Origin of the sequence: Clostridium beijerinckii HUN142 (assembly GCF_000621745.1) — a bacterium.
GTDB lineage: Bacteria > Bacillota > Clostridia > Clostridiales > Clostridiaceae > Clostridium > Clostridium beijerinckii_A.
This window is the reverse complement of the sequence record NZ_KK211342.1, coordinates 2,660-20,561: the sequence shown is the minus strand read 5'-3', so window position 1 is coordinate 20,561 and position 17,902 is coordinate 2,660. Positions and strand designations below refer to the sequence as shown.

The window sequence follows — 17,902 nt, the reverse complement described above, 5'->3', positions numbered from 1 at the left end:
ATCCACCGAAATGAAGCTTATGCATTTGTTCAGGTTACTGAGGATTAAGCTGTGAATTTCTAATAGCAGGAGTTGCACCATTTCTGCATGATCCTGAAACGAGTTCAGGACAAGCAAAAATGGAACAACTTCCACTAAAGAAATATCTGCAGCTAAATCCTCTAATGTAACGCTTCCACAAACGCATGACCTTCATTTCTGTTATGGACTATACTTCGAAAGATAAGTTCAATTTAATGGGAGTATCTATGGAGATACCGAAAAAGAATATATACTAATTTTATTATTATGAATAGATAAATAAACAGATTTTCAGGAGGAATTTTTAATGATACTTACAATGTTAAAAGGAAAAATACACAGAGCTACAGTTACGCAGGCAGAATTAAATTATGTAGGAAGTATTACAATAGATAAAACATTAATGGAAGCAGCAGGTATCTTAGAAAACGAAAAAGTTCAAATAGTTGATATAAATAATGGTGCAAGACTTGAAACATATGTGATTCCGGGTAAAAGGGAATCAGGAGTTATTTGTTTAAATGGTGCTGCCGCAAGGTTAGTACAACCTGGTGATAAAGTTATTATAATAGCTTATGCACAAATGAATGAGGATGAAGCTAGAAAATATAAGCCTTCCGTTGTTTTTATGAATGATGATAATACAATAAAAGAAATAACAAATTATGAATCTAACGAATAATAATTATAGTAAAAGAGTAGGATATACAAAAATCCTGCTCTTTTTTAATACAAATTAAAATATAAAAATTCAAGGATATAAAATCTAGACATTTAAAGTTTTAAGAAAGTTAATTCTATATGCGCACGTTAAAGTAACTCCTTTAATAATATAAAGCATGGAAACAATATTTAACAGTTAACAATTAGTGTAGGAGGAAAAGGTTTAATGTGCGCTATGGTTAAAAAGATAATATCAGGAAATGAATTAATAAAAAAAAGAATTATAACAATGAATGCTTTTTTACCAAATGATAAATACATACTACTTAAAGGTACAGTCTGTAATCCGCATGGGAAACCATTGTCAGGTGCGGCTATAGAAATTATTCAAATAAACAACACTTTGAATCCAGCAGTTGAAAAAAATATAGGAATAACATTTACATTAGATGATGGCTCTTACGGAATACCTCTATTATGGAAAAAAGGATATGCTTATAAATTGACAGCGTACTCTCCGTGATAAAGTTATAGATAAATAATGTATAACTTAGACTTATCCAATAATCTACCAAAAGGAGAAAAGTTGTTATTTCACAGGACTTTGAAAATTTTTCTAAAAGTTCTAAATTGCAGTTTGTCTCACTAATGCTTGCTCCAAATTTCATTGTTACAAGTATTAATGGAACAACAGCATAATCCTTATTTCGTAGATCTATTTGTATAAGTTAATGTCTTAACTTGGATATCCATGGTAACAATACAAAATCTTTTTCATATTATATAGGTAGAATAACTTTAGAAGAAGTATGTAAGGAGAGACTATTATGGCTAATTATAAACCAAAAACAATGGTAGTGCCATCGAGTGATGCAAATTCTGGATTGCCTTTTACTCAAAAACTTAGCACAAATACGTGGGGAATGTTTTTATTGAAAGGAACTGCTGTAAGTCCTTCAGGCGCTGCTATGGGAAGCGGTGCTGTTCAGGTTTGGGAAAGCACTAGGGTAACAACTGATCCTGCAGATCACACTACTTTTACAGATGCAAGTGGTAGGTATGGTGTAACTTGCAGAGCCAAAACTCAATTAAGAATCAAATTCTTTGGTAAGTAGAATTATATAAATATATGAATTCGTCTATCCCAAAATAATTTATAAACTATTTTGGGATAGCTTCAATATATACCTGAAATATTCGTATCAAACAAAGTAATATTTAATATTATATATTGTAAATAAAAATACCTTAGAGGTAAATAAGGGGATAGTATGCAAAAGGTAAAAACTTTAGATGGCTATTATGTTTTTAATATAGAAAAAGATGATAATCATTGGTATCTAGCTGATAAAAAGAATTACAAAAAGGAAATTGAAAGTTTATTAAATGTAGTAAATGAGATTAAGTTTGATTCACTAATTCTTATTTTTGGAATTGATACAGGCGAATACTTAGATAGTTTACATGATGTGCTATGTGAAAAGAACAAGGTATTAATATTTGAACCTAATAAAGATATATTTAATTATAATAAAGGAAAAATTAATAATGATAACGTACATCTTATTCTTTATGATAAAGATAATATAAAAGCTAATTTATATAAAGAAATAAACAGTACAAATTTTAATAATTTATATGTACATGCTTTTGGAAATTATGCTGAAGTATACAAGTGTGATTACGAAATATTTATAGAGAATTTAGATGATGCATATTATACAGCATGCTCTTCTATAAGTGTTGCAAATAGATTTAAAGATATATTTATCAAGAATTTTATAGCTAATTTGAAAGCTTTAAAAAATGCAACTCCTCTTAATTCATATGAAGATATAAACAAAGGTATTCCAGCCATAATAGTATCTGCTGGCCCATCCTTAGACAAAAATATAGCTGATATGGTTATCCATAAAAAAGAATTAGAAAAATACTTCATAATAGCTGGAAGCAGGACATTAAAAGCCCTTATAAAAAATAATATAAAACCAGATATGATAGTTTCAATAGATCCGGTAGATGATAACTACGACATGATGAAGGATTATTTAAATGAAAATTCTCCTTTGGCATTTTATGAATATAGTAATAGATATTTAGTTAGAGATTATGAAGGGGAAAAGATTTATTTATCAACTTTTTTATCAAATACTATACAGGAATTAAATAATCTCAAAGGAACATTTTTAGGCGGATCTGTAGCACATACATGTATAGATATTGCAAATATTATGGGCTGCTCTCCAATAATATTAGTAGGACAAGACTTAGCGTTCACTTATGATAAACATCATTCAGAGTCCGCTATATTTGATAGTGATGATACGAAAAATTATGAAGCAAGTTTGAAAGTTGATAATATATTTGGTGAAAAAATAAGGACTAATATAACACTTAATCAATTTAGAATAAAAATGGAAGAATATATAGACTTCTACAAAACGCATAAGCAGGTGGAGTTTATTAATGTATCTTACGGAGCAGAAATTAAAGGTGCACCTCATAAGGAATTATGTGATGTATTTAAGAAGTATACAAATAATAATGCTAATAAAAAGTGTATTGTAGATAAATCGATACAAGTAGATGTTGAGGCTGTCGTTTCAGATGTAATAAACTATCTAGAAGAATATATAGATAAAGCAAATAATGGAGAAGCTCTATGCAAGAGTCTATTAACAAATGAATTAGATAAATCTTTAGTTGATATAGACGAAAATGATGGAGACTTTCAAAAGTTTCTAGACGTTATGGAAATCGTAAATGACTTTGAATCCTCTAAGGAACGGTTTTATCTTGGTGGATACTATAATAAATTCTTGTTTGATGTAAAGGAAGAAATTTTTAATATGTATGCTGTAGATTATGAAGCTTTGACTTCAAATTTAAAATATCAAAGTAAGTGCTTTTTATCATATTTTCTTAAAATGAAAGAGATTCTCGAAAAAGTTAAATCATTAGCATTAGAAACATTTGCAGAATTTTATTATGCAATAAATCAGTAGAGGTGAAGTTTTATGGAAAAAGTAATAGATGGAAAATCTTATAAAGAAGTAAAGATAAATAAAATTATAGTGAATGGAAAAGAAATATCAGGATCCATAATACCAGCTGAAGATGCAACAGAAGATAATGATATGACAGTAACTATATTTACTGAAAATGCCAATGAAGAAAAATAGGAATCGTAAGAAAAAAGTTAGCCCGTGTTCACAAGATTCAATATTAATTAACGCTAATAATTTGAATTCAAGAGCAAATCATAAACTAAATATAATTATGATGCCTAGAAAAAGGGTCATTATTAAAGGGGTCGCTTACAATGTAAGAATGCAGCCAATTTCAGGTGCTGCAGTTGAAGTCATAGAAGTTGATTATAAAGAAAATATCAGAAAAGTGTTAGGCTACTCGTACACTGATAATGAAGGAGAATATGTACTTTCTATAGAAGCTTTGCCAGAAATGTTTTATGAAATTGTAGTATATTCTCCTTTAAATATTAAAATAAAGGAGACATGAAAAATTGTCATCATATGCAGAAATTGTGATAACTCCAAGAGAGCTAAAGTTGCATAGGATTATAAACAAAAAAATTGTAGTGAAAAGAAAAAGAACAATATTAATAGAAGGAAAAATTTTAGATAAAAAATCAAATCCCATAGATGGTGCAATTATCGCTATAAAAAAAATAGATTATAATTACAAACCATATAAAGCAATTGATGTGGGATATGCAATTTCTAACAAGCATGGAGAGTACGCTATAGTCCTTGAAAAACTCTATAATATTAACTATAAAATTAAGGTATATGAACCACAAATTAAGCTGCTAAATCAAAAGTGATTACTTGATATAGAAGGAATCCTAAAATGAAAAATTATAATTATAAATCATATTTTAAAGAAGTAATAATAAGAGGTAAAGTATGCTATGAAAATGGATATCCAGTTCAAAATGCAGTAGTATTTCTTGAAGCATACTTTCCATATAAAAATCGCTCAAATCAAATAAAGTACCATAAAAAATTTTGTGGCTATACTACTACAAATTATAATGGAGAATTTTATTGCTTCATTTATGACATAAGATATTACTATAAAATAAAAGTTTTTAATAATAAACTAAATAAATTTAAGAACCTAAGTTATAGAATCTGTTTGAATTAGCTTAAGAGAATTAATATTATTGGAGGCAATAAATGAAAAAAGTTTTAGTGACAGGAGCAGCTGGTTTCATAGGTAGTCACTTAATAGAAAAACTTTTAAACATAGGATGTAATGTTAAAGCTTTTATACATTATAACTCGATTAACTCTTGGGGATGGCTAGATTCATTAAGTAAAGATAAGTTAAAGGAAATAGAAATATTTACTGGAGATATAAGGGACCCAAATGGTGTGAGAGAAGCAATGAAAAATATTGATGAAGTATATCATCTTGCAGCACTAATAGCAATTCCTTTTAGTTATCATTCACCTGATTCCTATGTGGACACTAATATAAAAGGGACTTTAAATGTATTACAGGCTGCTAGAGAACTTGGCACTAAAAGAATATTAATAACTTCCACTTCAGAGGTTTATGGTAGTGCTAAGTTTGTACCAATAACTGAAGAGCATCCCTACCAAGGACAATCACCTTATTCTGCTACCAAAATAGGTGCCGACAGATTGGCTGAGTCTTTTTATAGAAGTTTTTCTTTACCAATAACAATAGTACGGCCTTTTAACACTTACGGACCAAGACAGTCAGCAAGAGCCATTATTCCAACAATAATAATGCAGTTATTATCAGGCAAAAATGAAATAAAACTAGGAGCATTAACGCCTACAAGAGATTTTAATTATGTAAAAAATACCGTAAATGGCTTTGTTGAAATTGCGAAAAGTCAGAATACAATAGGGGAAGAAATAAACATAGCCAGTCAAAGAGAAATATCAATAAGAAATCTTGCAGAAGAGCTTATAAAGCAATTAAATCCAAACGCTAAAATTATATGTGAAGAAGAAAGAATAAGACCTATAAACAGCGAGGTAAACAGGCTACTGGGATCCAATGAAAAACTAAAAAAACTTACTCAATGGTCAGAGGAATATACTTTTGAAGAAGGTATTAAAGAAACAATTGAATGGTTTAAAATAAAGAAAAATTTAGATAAATATAAAACAGATATATATAATATTTAAATAGTTCAATTCCATAGATAAACCAACTATAATCTATACTTATGCGCATGCCTCACCTAAATGAATAATATACTTTTGTTCCAGTTTCTAGGCAATTCTGATGGGTGATTCTAAGGCTATAAAGTTGCACCCAAAGTGCTAGCCTAAAAGAACAAGCTGTGAACTAGCACATTTGGAACAACTTATAGCCAAAGAATCACATCCATCAAAATTACCAATGAAACATTCCATAAAAGTATATCACTCATTTCTGGTTGGAATATATTTCATAGTCTAAGTATAGTTCATGATTGTATTATCTATATAGATACCTAACTTTAAAACCAGATTTAAGTGGTAACTTACCGAAATAATAAATATTTTGATTCCCAAAAACTATGAAAATATCACTGAAGATTCTAAGTAATAATTATAGGAGGTCTTATGGAAAGAATAATATTAGTAGGTGGTGGTGGCCATTGCAAAAGTATTATTGATTCACTAAATGGATTAAAACAATTTGAAATTGTAGGAATTGTTGATAAGAAGATCAGTGAAAATATGGGACTAGGTATAGATGTTATAGGCAATGATGAAAATTTAGGTGAATTATATAAGTCTGGTATTAAAAATGCCTTCATTTGTGTTGGATCTGTAGGCAATCCTTGCATAAGAGTAAAACTTTATAACATCTTAAAAAACATTGGATATAATTTTCCTAAGATAATAGATAAAACAGCTATAGTATCGGAGAGCGCTTTAATTAATGATGGAGTATTTGTTGGTAAAGGTGCAATTATCAATGCGAAAGTTACAATAGAAAAACAATGCATTATAAATTCTGGCACCATAGTTGAACATGATTGTAATATAAGCGAGTTTGTTCATTTAGCACCTGGAGTAACACTAAGTGGTGGTGTTAGTATTGGAAAGAGAACGCATGTAGGAACAAATTCTACTATTATTCAAAATGTTACCATTGGAAATGATGTAATTGTTGGAGCAGGTTCTGTCATAATTAAGGACATAAAAAATGGGTTTAAGGTCTACGGAAATCCAGGAAAAGAGGCATATGTTTATGAATAATATTTTTATAATTGCTGAAGCTGGAGTAAATCATAATGGAGATATAAACATAGCAAAAAAGATGATTGATAATGCTGTACTTTGTGGAGTAGATGCAATAAAATTTCAAACATTCAATGCAAATAATTTAGTAACTAAAGATGCAAAGCAAGCTAAATATCAAGTTGACAATCTAAAGGAAGAAACTTCACAATTAGAAATGCTAAAAAAATTAGAATTAAGTCATGAGCAATATAAGGATCTAAAAAAGTATTGTGAGGAAAAGAATATAATATTTTTATCATCACCTTTTGATTTAGAAAGTATAGAGTTTTTATATAGTATAGGGATGAAAATTTTTAAAATACCTTCAAGCGAAATTGATAATGTTCCATATTTGAGAAAAATAGCTGTGCTAAAAAAGAAAGTTATATTATCAACTGGCATGAGTAATTTATCAGATATAGAATTTGCATTAGATACTTTAAGAATTGGAGGAACAGAAGATATTGTTGTGCTTCATTGTAATACCGACTACCCAACAAAAATGGAGGATGTAAATTTAAAAGCAATGGAGACTATAAAAAATGCATTTAAAACTCCAGTTGGATATTCAGATCATACCAGCGGAATAGAAGTTGCTATAGCGGCAGTAGCTCTTGGCGCTACGGTAATAGAAAAACATTTTACATTAGATAGAAACATGATTGGCCCAGATCATAAGGCAAGTTTAGAACCTTTCGAACTTAGAAATATGGTTATGGCAATTAGAAATATAGAAATAGCTCTTGGAAATGGAGTCAAACGTCAAACTCTTTCAGAGAAGATAAATAGTATAGTAGGGAGAAAAAGTCTAGTAGCCAAAGTTTATATAAAAGCTAATGAAGTTTTTACTGAAAAAAATTTATGTATAAAAAGGCCTGGAACAGGTGTGTCACCCAAAAATTGGGATTGCGTTATAGGAAAAAAAGCAAAAAAAGATTTTCAAAAAGATGAACTTATAGATTTATAAGCTGGGAGGAGTTTTATGAAATTTGAGTTCATAAATAAAAATGAATATTTACAAAGAATACAGGAATTTCAAGATCTATTTATGTGTTGCTTTAATAAGGAGATATCTAAGGAATTCTTAATATGGAGATACATGCAAAATCCTATGGATGAGCTTCTTGTTAATGTTGCACTAGATAATAATAGAATAGTAGCAAACTATTCTGCATCTCCATACAGAGTTTGTATTGATGGAAAATTAGAAAAGGCTGCACTATCTATGACTACAATGACTCATCCGGATTATAGAGGAAAAGGATTGTTTCCCAAGCTAGCTATGGACTTGTATAAGAGGATGGAAGAAGAAAATTATATAGCGGTAACTGGTTTTCCAAACAATAACTCTCATTCGATTTTTGTAGAAAAATTGAATTGGAATAATATATATGAAATACCAACTATGAAAGTAGATTTATCAAGAATAGATAAATCTAATAGTTCAATAAGCTTCAATGTTGTTAATGATGATAATTTTTCATTAGATTATTCAAAACTTGTAAATAATAAAAAAAATAAAATAAAAGTATATAAAGATGTAAACTATTTGAAATGGAGATTTAAGGATAATACAGTGAATAAGTATGTTAATTATATATTACTTGAAAATAACTATGTAGTTTCATCCGTAATTACTAAGAGTTTTAATAAAAGTGAAACTGATATAGTTGAAGTTAATTCTTTAGATGATTGCTCTACCAAAAGGCTACTAGAATACATTATAGATACAGAAAAAGGTAAAGGTAAAAAATATATTAATATGTGGTGCCATCTTAATAGCAATACCCATGGAATAGTTGAAAAAATTGGATTTGTTAACACTGAACCAGTTTCTTACTTTGGAGTTAGATGTATCAAAGGTAATATAAATGATTTGAGAAATTATAATAATTGGGATATACAAATGGGGGATTCGGATGTCTATTAAAAAGGTTTTAGGATTTACAGGGATAAGATCAGATTATGATCTATTAAGTCTTCTATATAAAAAACTTAACGAATCAAGTGATTTCGAAATAAAATTGATAGTATCGGGTGCTCACCTATCTGAGACATATGGATACACTTTTGACAACATAGTACAAGATAAAATTCCAGTAATAGCCAAAATCGAAAATTTAATTGATTCTAATTCAAGAGCATCTAGAATTAAGTCGTTATCCATTTTGCTACAAGACTGTATTCATACAATAGTAGAATATAAACCTGATATTATAATATACGCTGGTGATAGAGAAGAGGTTGTTGTGGGAGGGCTAATAGGAACATATTTGAGAATTCCTACGATACATTTTTTTGGAGGCGATCACGCTTTAGATGGAAATATTGACAATCCAATAAGGCATGCTGTATCTAAATTATCGTCTCTCCATTTCGTAAGTAATCAGGAATCAAAAAAAAGATTAATAAAATCTGGAGAACATGAGCGTAGAATATTTAATGTAGGAAGTCCTGCTTTAGATAAGTTCTTATCTACAAAATACATTAATAAAAAAGATGTCCTTAATAGTCTGGATAGACCGTGCTGGGATAATTATGCAGTCATGATATATCACCCATTTGCAGGTGAGGAAAATGAAGCTGGAAAACATTTTGAGGAAATTCTAATATCTTTAGAGAAAAAATCTATAAAAACCTTTGCGAGTTATCCAAACGTAGATGCAGGAAATAAAGAAATAATAAAAATAATAGATAAATACTCAAGTAAAGATAACTTTAAATTTTATAAAAATCTTCCTAGAGAGTTATTTGTAAACCTACTTAGAAATTGTATGTTTATGATCGGAAATTCAAGCGCTGGATTATATGAAGCGCCCTTATTAAAATTAGGAGCAATTAATGTTGGAAATAGACAAAAGGGAAGATTATGTGCAGCAAATGTTATTTTTGTTGAACAAGGAATCAATAACATAATAAAAGGTATAGAAAAAGTTATGACTAGAGAATTTCAGATCTTATTAAGTAAAGTAGAATGTCCATATGGAGATGGAGACTCTATTGATAAAATTATAAACTTAATGAGAAGTTTAGATTTTGAATCCTATGTATCTAAATCAGAAGACCCATTATTAATGGAGGGATATTATGAGTAATATTTTAGTTGTAGCACCACATCCAGATGATGAAACTTTTGGATGCGGTGGAACTATACTAAAACATATAAAAAGTGGTGATAAAGTTTATTGGGCAATAGTGACTTCTATGAAAGAAGAATTGGGTTTTTCCAAGGAAATCATAGGCAGAAGAGAGTCAGAAATTGCCGCTGTTGCGCAGGAATATAAATTTGAAAAGCTATTTGAATTAGGATTCCCAACAACACTATTAGATAAAATCCCAATTAAGGATTTAGTAAAAAAATTGTCTGAATGTATTATCGAATCAAAATGCGATACTATGTATGTACCTAATTATGGAGATATACATAGCGACCATAGAACTGTTTCAGAAGCAGCAATCTCCTGCACAAAATGGTTTAGGCATGAAAAAATAAAAAAAGTTTATGCCTATGAAACATTATCCGAAACTGAATTTGGAATAAATAATTATATAGGAACTTTTAATCCAAACGTATTCGTTAATATAGAAGAGTTTCTAGAGAAAAAACTGAATATTATTAACATCTTTAAAAGTGAAATAGGAGACGCTCCATTCCCAAGGTCTGTTGATGTAGTAAAAGGCCTCTCAGTATTCAGGGGTGGAACTTCAGGCTATAAAAATGCCGAGGCATTTATGTTATTAAAAGAGAGAATAGACTAATATAATTGCTCACTTATTAAAAAATGTAATTATCTGCTTAAGAACCTTTAACAGCTCATTTTCAAATGTTTTCTTCACAAATATATTTATGATTTCTAGTGAAGATATGAGCTTAAAGTTCTAGCAATTTTGTAAATATGTTCATCTAATAAGTTAAATTCTTAAATTGGATACCTATAAGACTAATATATAAAAGGCAATTGAAAAATATAAGAAAAAAAGTTTGGAGATGAAACCATGATACCGCTATCTGTACCAAATTTAAAAGGAAATGAAGAGAAATATGTAGTAGATGCTATTAGAAGTGAGTGGGTTTCTACATCTGGGAATTATGTAAGCAAATTTGAAAATGATATAAAAAGCTATCTAAATGTAGATAATGCAATTGCATGTCAAAGTGGTACTGCAGCAATTCATTTAGCATTAATATTATCAGGAGTTACAAATAATAACGAAGTTATTGTTCCTACCCTTACATTTATTGCAGCTGTTAACCCAGTTAAATATTTAGGCGCAGATCCAGTATTTATGGATTGTGATGATAGCCTAAATCTGGATTATTATAAGCTTAAAGAGTTCCTAGAAACTCAATGCGTAATGACTAAAAATGGATTGAAAAATAAATCAACTAATAAAATAATAAAGGCAGTTATAGTTGTACATGTCTTTGGAAATATGGCTAACATTGAAAAGATCATTGAATTAACTAACAAATATAATTTAAAGTTAATAGAGGATTCTACCGAAGCTCTAGGAACCTACTACCTTAGCGGAAAATACAAAGGTAAATTTGCTGGAACAATAGGAGATTTTGGAGCTTATTCATTTAATGCAAATAAAATAATAACTACTGGTGGTGGCGGACTTTTAGTATCAAGATCTTCTGAGGACATAAAAAGAGCTAAATATCTGTCAACACAAGCTAAAGATGATGAATTGTATTATGTACATGATCATATAGGGTATAATTATAGAATGACTAATTTACAAGGTGCTTTAGGAGTAGCGCAGCTTGAAAAAATAGAAGAATTTATTGATATAAAAATTAGAAATTATGAGTTATATAAATCAAAAATGAGCAGTATAAAAGGAATTACTCTTTTGGGCTATAATAAGGAAGCTAGAGACAATCATTGGTTCTATTCATTAGCTATAAATGATTTTAAATTAAATAGGGATCAATTATTGATATATTTATCACAAAATAAAATTCAAACTAGGCCTATTTGGAAATTAATACACACTCAAAAACCATATCTAGATAATCAATCTTATAAAATAGAAAAAGCTAATCTATATTATAATAAAATATTAAACATTCCATGCAGTACCAACTTAAAAAAAGAAAGCATAGAATATATCATAAACACGTTGAAAAAAGCGTAAATAACTCAAGGAGTGTTCTTATGAATATTCAAACTCTTTTTATAAGTAGAGATACATCTATAACAAAAGCAATCGAAAAATTAAATAAAACTGCTAAAAAGGTTCTTATAGTAACGGAAAGTAATAAATTAATTGGAGTAGTTACAGATGGAGATATAAGAAGATGGATTTTAGCAAATGGAGATTTATCATCATCAATAAATAATATAATGAATACAACTCCAAAATATTTAACCAAGGAAAATATAAACAAAGCAAAAGATATTATGAAAAACTATTCTATTGAAAGTATACCAATAGTAAACGAAGCAAAAGAAGTTATAGACATAATATTTTGGAATGATTTATATGACAATATATCTGATTATACTGAAACTATTAATATCCCAGTGGTAATCATGGCAGGCGGAAAAGGTACAAGATTATATCCATATACCAAAATTATTCCAAAAGCACTCATTCCTATTGGAGATATACCAATAATCGAGAGAATAATAAATAAATTTTTAGAATTTAAATTTAAAGATTTCTATATTACTATAAATGATAAAAAGGAAATAATGAAGGCTTATTTTAATCAGAAATTACCATATAGTATTTCACTAATAGAAGAAGAAATTCCCCTTGGCACGGCAGGAAGTTTGAGTATATTAAAGGATAAATCATTAAGTACTTTTTTTTTAAGTAATTGTGATATATTAGTTGATGCCAATTATACAAGGATCTTAGAAAGCCATAAAAAGAATAATAATAAAATAACAGTTATTACTGCCTTAAAAAATTATGTGATTCCATATGGAGTTTTTAACCTAAGTGAAAATGGAGACATAAAGTCAATTAATGAAAAACCAAACTATGAATTCTGGGTTAACACAGGCATGTATATTATAGAAACAGATATATTAAAATATATTCCTAAAAATTCATACTTTGATATGACAGATTTAATTAAGGAGTGTTTATTAAATGGAGATAGGGTAGGTATATATCCTATAAGTGATAAGAACTGGCTGGATATGGGTGAGTTTAAATCGATGAAAAACATGATAGAAAGATTAGATATATAGGTTATATATATGTTTATGTATAACCTGCAAACAGTTTTTAATTATATGAGTAAATTTGATGTATTTTACCATAGAAGCATTAATTTATTATTGGTGAGGAAATTATATGTGTGAGAAAATTTTAGCTGTAATACCCGCAAGAAGCGGATCTAAAGGGATTAAGGATAAAAATATAAAGAATTTAAACGGTAAACCATTAATAGCTTACACTATAGAAGAATCAATTAGAAGCAGAATTTTTGAAGATGTAATCGTATCTACAGACTCAGAAAAGTATAAAAAAATAGCTGAAGGATATGGAGCTTGGGTTCCATTTTTAAGAGAAAAAAAATTAGCTGAAGATACAGCAAATACTATTGATGTAGTAGAAGATGTATTATTAAAATTAAAGAATATAGGAAAAAAATATGATTCTCTAATGATATTACAACCAACATCACCGCTAAGGGACAAATATGATATCAGAGGCGCTTTTAAATTATTTTGTGAAAAGGAAGCAAACTCTGTAGTTAGCATGTGTGAATGTGATTATGCTCCACAATTAACTAAAAAACTAAATGATAAAATGAAGTTAGACGGTTTCTTATCAGATATAAACAAAATACGAAGACAAGATCTTGGAAAATTTTATAGATTAAATGGAGCAATTTATTTAATAAAAGTTCACTACTTCTTAAAATATAAATATATCTACAAAGAAAATAGTTATGCATTTATTATGGATAAAAAAAAGTCAATAGATATAGATGATTTAGATGATTTTGAATATACTGAATTTTTAATGCAGAAAAATCACTTCCATATAAATAATTGTAGTTAAAAAAGTGTTTCAAGTTGATTTTTATAATTTGAAGCACTTTCTTACTATAACTAACTTTTGAATTTTAGTTATTATCAATCAAAAACAAATAATCTATTATTTATATTTTTAGTTTGGTGAATTTATGTATTATTTTTAATAATAAGAAAAAAACACCATTATTAGGTGGAAACATATATATATCTATTTCATACAATAAAGTAGAAAAAGATGGAATATCATCGAACTTAATGACAAATTTCAATACAAGGAGGATATAAATTATGTCTGAAATAAGAAATTGTGTTACTACAGCACAATGTCAATCAGTTGGATCAACAATGGACTGTTGTACAAGCTGTCAATCAAATATGCAGGATAACTGTAGCTGTGAAGGATGCGGTCCAATAGGTGTAAGTTGTGGCTGTATAGAAGATGCAGTATGTCTACCAATTTTAGCAGATGAATTATATGATTCTGTAACTAGTGAAAAAGAAGATATAGGATCATTAACAAATCTAACTTTTAATTTAGATAGTCTTAATCCTAACTTAGTTGCAGGTCAATTAGTATGTATTCAACAAATAGGAATTAGTTACGATTTTATAGGATTAGCACAAACAGTTCCTGTTAATAGTCAAATTGTAATTAATGGACAAACATTTACAATTACACCATCATCATTATTTAATGTTAGTACTACACCTGGTACTGCTATAAATCTATTTGATGAATTAAATGGAACTATTACTTTGCAACCACCTTGCTGCTGCAGCGCTCCAACTCAACCTGGAACAAGATTTAGAGTCATTGAAAGAAATAGAGCTTTCCAAGTAGCTAATTTACGTATAGTTGCAAGTGGGGTAATAGGGTGCAATAGATTTACTGCTACAGCTGTTACAAGTAACCTAGCTCAACCAGGAACAACTGCTATACCACTTAGCGTTTTTGGTATAACTAACATGGTGTTTACAGGAAGAATTTGCTGGCCTAATAACAGAAATAGAATGACTTTAACTGATAGCTATACTACTAATTTATCAGTTGACTGTATAGTTCCAACAAGTAATTTTATTGCACCAAGTGTTGGTGGAGCAGGAACTTTCACAGCTAATATAGATCTTTCATTTGTAGCAGATAGAAGATTATATATAAGTAGCAGAGAACCAATGGCAGTCTTTACAACACCTAATGCTGTTATAATAAAAAATGGAGAAATTATAGGATAGGTGTGTAACCAGTTTTTTTATTTAATATAGTTCTCTATTATTACCGCTCATATAGATTATGATTATGATTGAAAATATTAAATTAATATTTTCATTGTGATAAATGGTTATCTTAAAATAATACTAAATTTAAGATAACCATTTTACCATTAATATTACTCTTAATAATACATATAAATTTCATTATAAAGATATGACTAAGAAATTTAAAGAGCCTCAATTAAAGGCTATAAAAGATTATTAAGAATATTTAGTCTATGTAATGTGGCGATTTCAGTCAATTATTCATAAAATATAACTAGTCAAGATATTTACTTTTTGAACAGGATAAAAAATTTATAAGTGATAACAGTATTAAAGGAGATATAGGTCTGATGTTTGAGAATAGAAAGACTTCAATAATAATTTTAACCTATAACAATATTGATTATAATCGTATTTGTATTGAAAGTATTAGAAAATATACAACTGCTGGGACTTATGAAATAATCATTGTGGACAATAATTCTACAGATGGAACTAGAGAATGGCTTAAAGAACAAAATGACATTAAACTTATTTTAAATAATGAAAACGTAGGTTTTCCGAGAGGATGTAATGTTGGAATAGAGGCGGCTGAAAAAGATAATGATATTTTATTATTAAATAATGACACCAAGGTGGCACCTAGATGGCTGGAGAATTTAAAAATATGTCTATATAGTGATGAGACTATTGGTGCTGTAGGACCTATAACCAATAATTGTTCAAACTATCAAGGCATTAATGTATCTTATAGTAATGTTGATGATATGATTGAATTTGCAAGTAATAATAATATATCTACGCCAAAAAGATGGGAACAAAAATCACGATTAATAGCATTTTGTATATTAGTAAAAAGAAAAGTTATTAATAAAATTGGAAACTTAGATGAGAGGTTCACTCCTGGAAATTTTGAAGATGATGATTTATGCATGAGAATAATAGAAGCTGGATATAAGCTTATGGTTTGCAATGATAGTTTTATACATCATTTTGGTAGTACTTCATTTAAAAAAGATTTTACTAACTTTAACAATGCACTAATTATAAATGCTCAAAGATTCGAAGAAAAATGGGGATTTAATTCTAACGACAGTAGCGTTATAAAATTTGATATACTAGGACAAATAGTTGAAACAAATGAAAAAGAATTAAATATACTTGAATTTGATTGTGGATTAGGCGCTACATTATTTAGATTAAAATATATATATCCTAATGCTAAAATATATGGCCTAGAAACAAATAAAAATATATCAAAGATATGCGGAAAAATGATTGAAATAATGACGGAAGATTTCGAAGATATATACACCATGAAATTTAAAGAAAACAAATTAAACTTTTTTGATTATATAATTATAGGAGATAGACTCCAATTAAGTAAGGATCCGTGGAAACTATTGAAGGAGTTAAAAAAATTTTTGAAGCCTGGAGGATATATAATAGCTACAGTATCTAATGTAATGCATTATTCAGTAATCAAAGAATTGCTAAACGGAAATTTCATGTATAATAGAAATTCAATATTAAACGTAAGAAATTATAATAAGTTTTTCACATTGGCTGACATACAGAGAATATTCGAAGAAAGTGGATATGTAAATCCTTATATATTTCATTATTATACAGAGATATCACAAGAAGATAATAAATTTTTAAATAATCTTTGCAATGTAATTGGGAATAATATGAAGGAATATTTTCTTTCATATGAATATGTAGCTAAGTTTCAAAAAGATATTAACGATAAAGATAATAATATTTAATAATAGTTGTGCCAACTTTTTAAAGTATATGAATTTATACTTTAAGTTGGTATTTTTTATTATGTAATTTGATTATAACAGAATTTATTATGGAATATATTTTAAACGCGCTTGTTTAGCAACGTGTGTCAAATACTATTTGTTTTACATATATTATAGTAGCTAAATTTATTTTAAATAACTAAATACAAAAGATAAACAAAGATAAAAAGTAAGGAGATGGTGGGATGCCTACTATATTTATAAGTCCTACAGATGATGCATATATATCATTGTTAAATCCAAATGCCAATTTTGGGTTATCAGGTGACTTATTTACAGGCATGTTTATTCAGATTGGCGACGTATATAGAAGCTTATTAAAATTCAATTTATCTAGTATTCCTCAAGGAAGCTATGTTTCAAACGCTTCACTAAATTTATTTGTTTATAGAAATGATGTACCAGATTCGGCGCAATTACCACAAACTGTTCGAGTATATACAAATTCAAGTAATTTCACAGAAAATACTGTTACGTGGAATACTGCACCTATAGCTAATTTTACACCATATTCTATAACTATTACTGATGGAGATGTTGGAAATTATATTAGTATTGATATAACTGATATAGTAAATGGATGGATAAACGGATCTATACCAAATAACGGTATAACCTTAATAGGTATAGAAAATTTAATGGATACTATCATAGGATATTTCTCTAAAGAATGGCCATTACAAACACAGAGGCCATTATTAAGTGTAACGTTTGCTCCATTAGGACCAACAGGAGCAACAGGTCCAGGTCCAACTGGACCTACCGGACCAACAGGTCCAACAGGAGATACTGGAGTAACAGGTCCATCAGGTGACACTGGAGCAACAGGACCATCAGGTGACACAGGAGCAACAGGTCCAACTGGAGA

At 28.7% G+C, this 17,902-nt stretch carries 21 protein-coding genes; 20 read left to right on the top strand and 1 reads right to left on the bottom strand.

From position 1 onward, the window contains the following. Window positions 1-34: 34 nt before the first annotated feature. On the bottom strand, window positions 35-196 hold the full coding sequence (locus T483_RS31965) for a hypothetical protein (protein WP_207641449.1): 162 nt from the start codon (window positions 194-196) through the stop codon (window positions 35-37). A gap of 132 nt (window positions 197-328) precedes the next feature. Between T483_RS31965 and panD the strand changes: the two genes are divergently transcribed. The 20 genes from panD to T483_RS31420 all read left to right on the top strand — a co-directional run. After that, window positions 329-703 carry an aspartate 1-decarboxylase gene (panD, locus tag T483_RS0128265; RefSeq protein ID WP_012058819.1) on the top strand — a complete coding sequence of 125 codons (375 nt, stop codon included), beginning with the start codon at window positions 329-331 and terminating at the stop codon, window positions 701-703. Between the two features lie 207 nt (window positions 704-910). Continuing rightward, a complete protein-coding gene (locus tag T483_RS0128260) occupies window positions 911-1,207 on the top strand; it encodes a hypothetical protein (RefSeq protein ID WP_026889835.1) in 297 nt (98 codons plus the stop codon). Between the two features lie 304 nt (window positions 1,208-1,511). After that, window positions 1,512-1,799: a hypothetical protein gene (locus T483_RS0128255; protein WP_026889834.1), complete on the top strand. Its 288-nt coding sequence runs from the start codon at window positions 1,512-1,514 to the stop codon at window positions 1,797-1,799. 156 nt (window positions 1,800-1,955) lie between these two features. After that, entirely contained in the window at window positions 1,956-3,689 is a 1,734-nt protein-coding gene (locus T483_RS0128250; protein WP_026889833.1) for a motility associated factor glycosyltransferase family protein, read from the top strand. A 12-nt stretch (window positions 3,690-3,701) separates the two neighbouring features. Further along, a complete protein-coding gene (locus T483_RS31425; protein WP_155268559.1) occupies window positions 3,702-3,866 on the top strand; it encodes a hypothetical protein in 165 nt (54 codons plus the stop codon). Next, the gene (locus T483_RS31830) at window positions 3,853-4,203 is read left to right on the top strand and encodes a hypothetical protein (protein ID WP_196244938.1); all 351 of its coding nucleotides are present in this window, start codon (window positions 3,853-3,855) and stop codon (window positions 4,201-4,203) included. Before T483_RS31425 ends, T483_RS31830 begins: the two co-directional genes overlap by 14 nt. Window positions 4,204-4,207: 4 nt before the next feature. Next, window positions 4,208-4,528 (top strand): hypothetical protein, encoded by a 321-nt coding sequence (locus T483_RS0128235; protein WP_026889831.1) that lies wholly within the window; start codon window positions 4,208-4,210, stop codon window positions 4,526-4,528. A 26-nt stretch (window positions 4,529-4,554) separates the two neighbouring features. Beyond that, window positions 4,555-4,851, top strand: a complete 297-nt coding sequence (locus T483_RS0128230) for a hypothetical protein (protein WP_026889830.1) — start codon at window positions 4,555-4,557, stop codon at window positions 4,849-4,851. A 32-nt stretch (window positions 4,852-4,883) separates the two neighbouring features. Continuing rightward, window positions 4,884-5,870, top strand: a complete 987-nt coding sequence (locus tag T483_RS0128225; RefSeq protein ID WP_026889829.1) for an NAD-dependent 4,6-dehydratase LegB — start codon at window positions 4,884-4,886, stop codon at window positions 5,868-5,870. Between the two features lie 423 nt (window positions 5,871-6,293). Continuing rightward, complete coding sequence (locus tag T483_RS0128220; protein ID WP_026889828.1) at window positions 6,294-6,935, top strand: acetyltransferase; 642 nt, start codon at window positions 6,294-6,296, stop codon at window positions 6,933-6,935. Continuing rightward, entirely contained in the window at window positions 6,928-7,926 is a 999-nt protein-coding gene (neuB, locus tag T483_RS0128215) for an N-acetylneuraminate synthase (protein ID WP_026889827.1), read from the top strand. The genes T483_RS0128220 and neuB overlap by 8 nt, the downstream gene beginning before the upstream one ends. A 15-nt stretch (window positions 7,927-7,941) precedes the next feature. Further along, window positions 7,942-8,889: a GNAT family N-acetyltransferase gene (locus T483_RS0128210; protein ID WP_026889826.1), complete on the top strand. Its 948-nt coding sequence runs from the start codon at window positions 7,942-7,944 to the stop codon at window positions 8,887-8,889. Next, window positions 8,879-10,054, top strand: a complete 1,176-nt coding sequence (gene neuC, locus T483_RS0128205) for a UDP-N-acetylglucosamine 2-epimerase (protein ID WP_035790674.1) — start codon at window positions 8,879-8,881, stop codon at window positions 10,052-10,054. The genes T483_RS0128210 and neuC overlap by 11 nt, the downstream gene beginning before the upstream one ends. Continuing rightward, the gene (locus tag T483_RS0128200; protein WP_026889824.1) at window positions 10,047-10,718 is read left to right on the top strand and encodes a PIG-L deacetylase family protein; all 672 of its coding nucleotides are present in this window, start codon (window positions 10,047-10,049) and stop codon (window positions 10,716-10,718) included. Before neuC ends, T483_RS0128200 begins: the two co-directional genes overlap by 8 nt. Window positions 10,719-10,955: 237 nt before the next feature. Continuing rightward, entirely contained in the window at window positions 10,956-12,104 is a 1,149-nt protein-coding gene (locus tag T483_RS0128195) for a LegC family aminotransferase (RefSeq protein ID WP_026889823.1), read from the top strand. 20 nt (window positions 12,105-12,124) lie between these two features. Next, entirely contained in the window at window positions 12,125-13,171 is a 1,047-nt protein-coding gene (locus tag T483_RS0128190) for a sugar phosphate nucleotidyltransferase (RefSeq protein WP_026889822.1), read from the top strand. Window positions 13,172-13,277: 106 nt separating this feature from the next. Then, window positions 13,278-13,991 (top strand): cytidylyltransferase domain-containing protein, encoded by a 714-nt coding sequence (locus T483_RS0128185; RefSeq protein WP_026889821.1) that lies wholly within the window; start codon window positions 13,278-13,280, stop codon window positions 13,989-13,991. Between the two features lie 263 nt (window positions 13,992-14,254). Further along, window positions 14,255-15,199 (top strand): hypothetical protein, encoded by a 945-nt coding sequence (locus T483_RS0128180; protein WP_026889820.1) that lies wholly within the window; start codon window positions 14,255-14,257, stop codon window positions 15,197-15,199. A gap of 374 nt (window positions 15,200-15,573) precedes the next feature. After that, the gene (locus tag T483_RS0128175) at window positions 15,574-16,992 is read left to right on the top strand and encodes a glycosyltransferase family 2 protein (protein WP_026889819.1); all 1,419 of its coding nucleotides are present in this window, start codon (window positions 15,574-15,576) and stop codon (window positions 16,990-16,992) included. 227 nt (window positions 16,993-17,219) lie between these two features. Further along, window positions 17,220-17,902 (top strand): DNRLRE domain-containing protein (locus tag T483_RS31420; protein ID WP_196244934.1); only part of this gene is annotated, 683 nt, incomplete at its 3' end.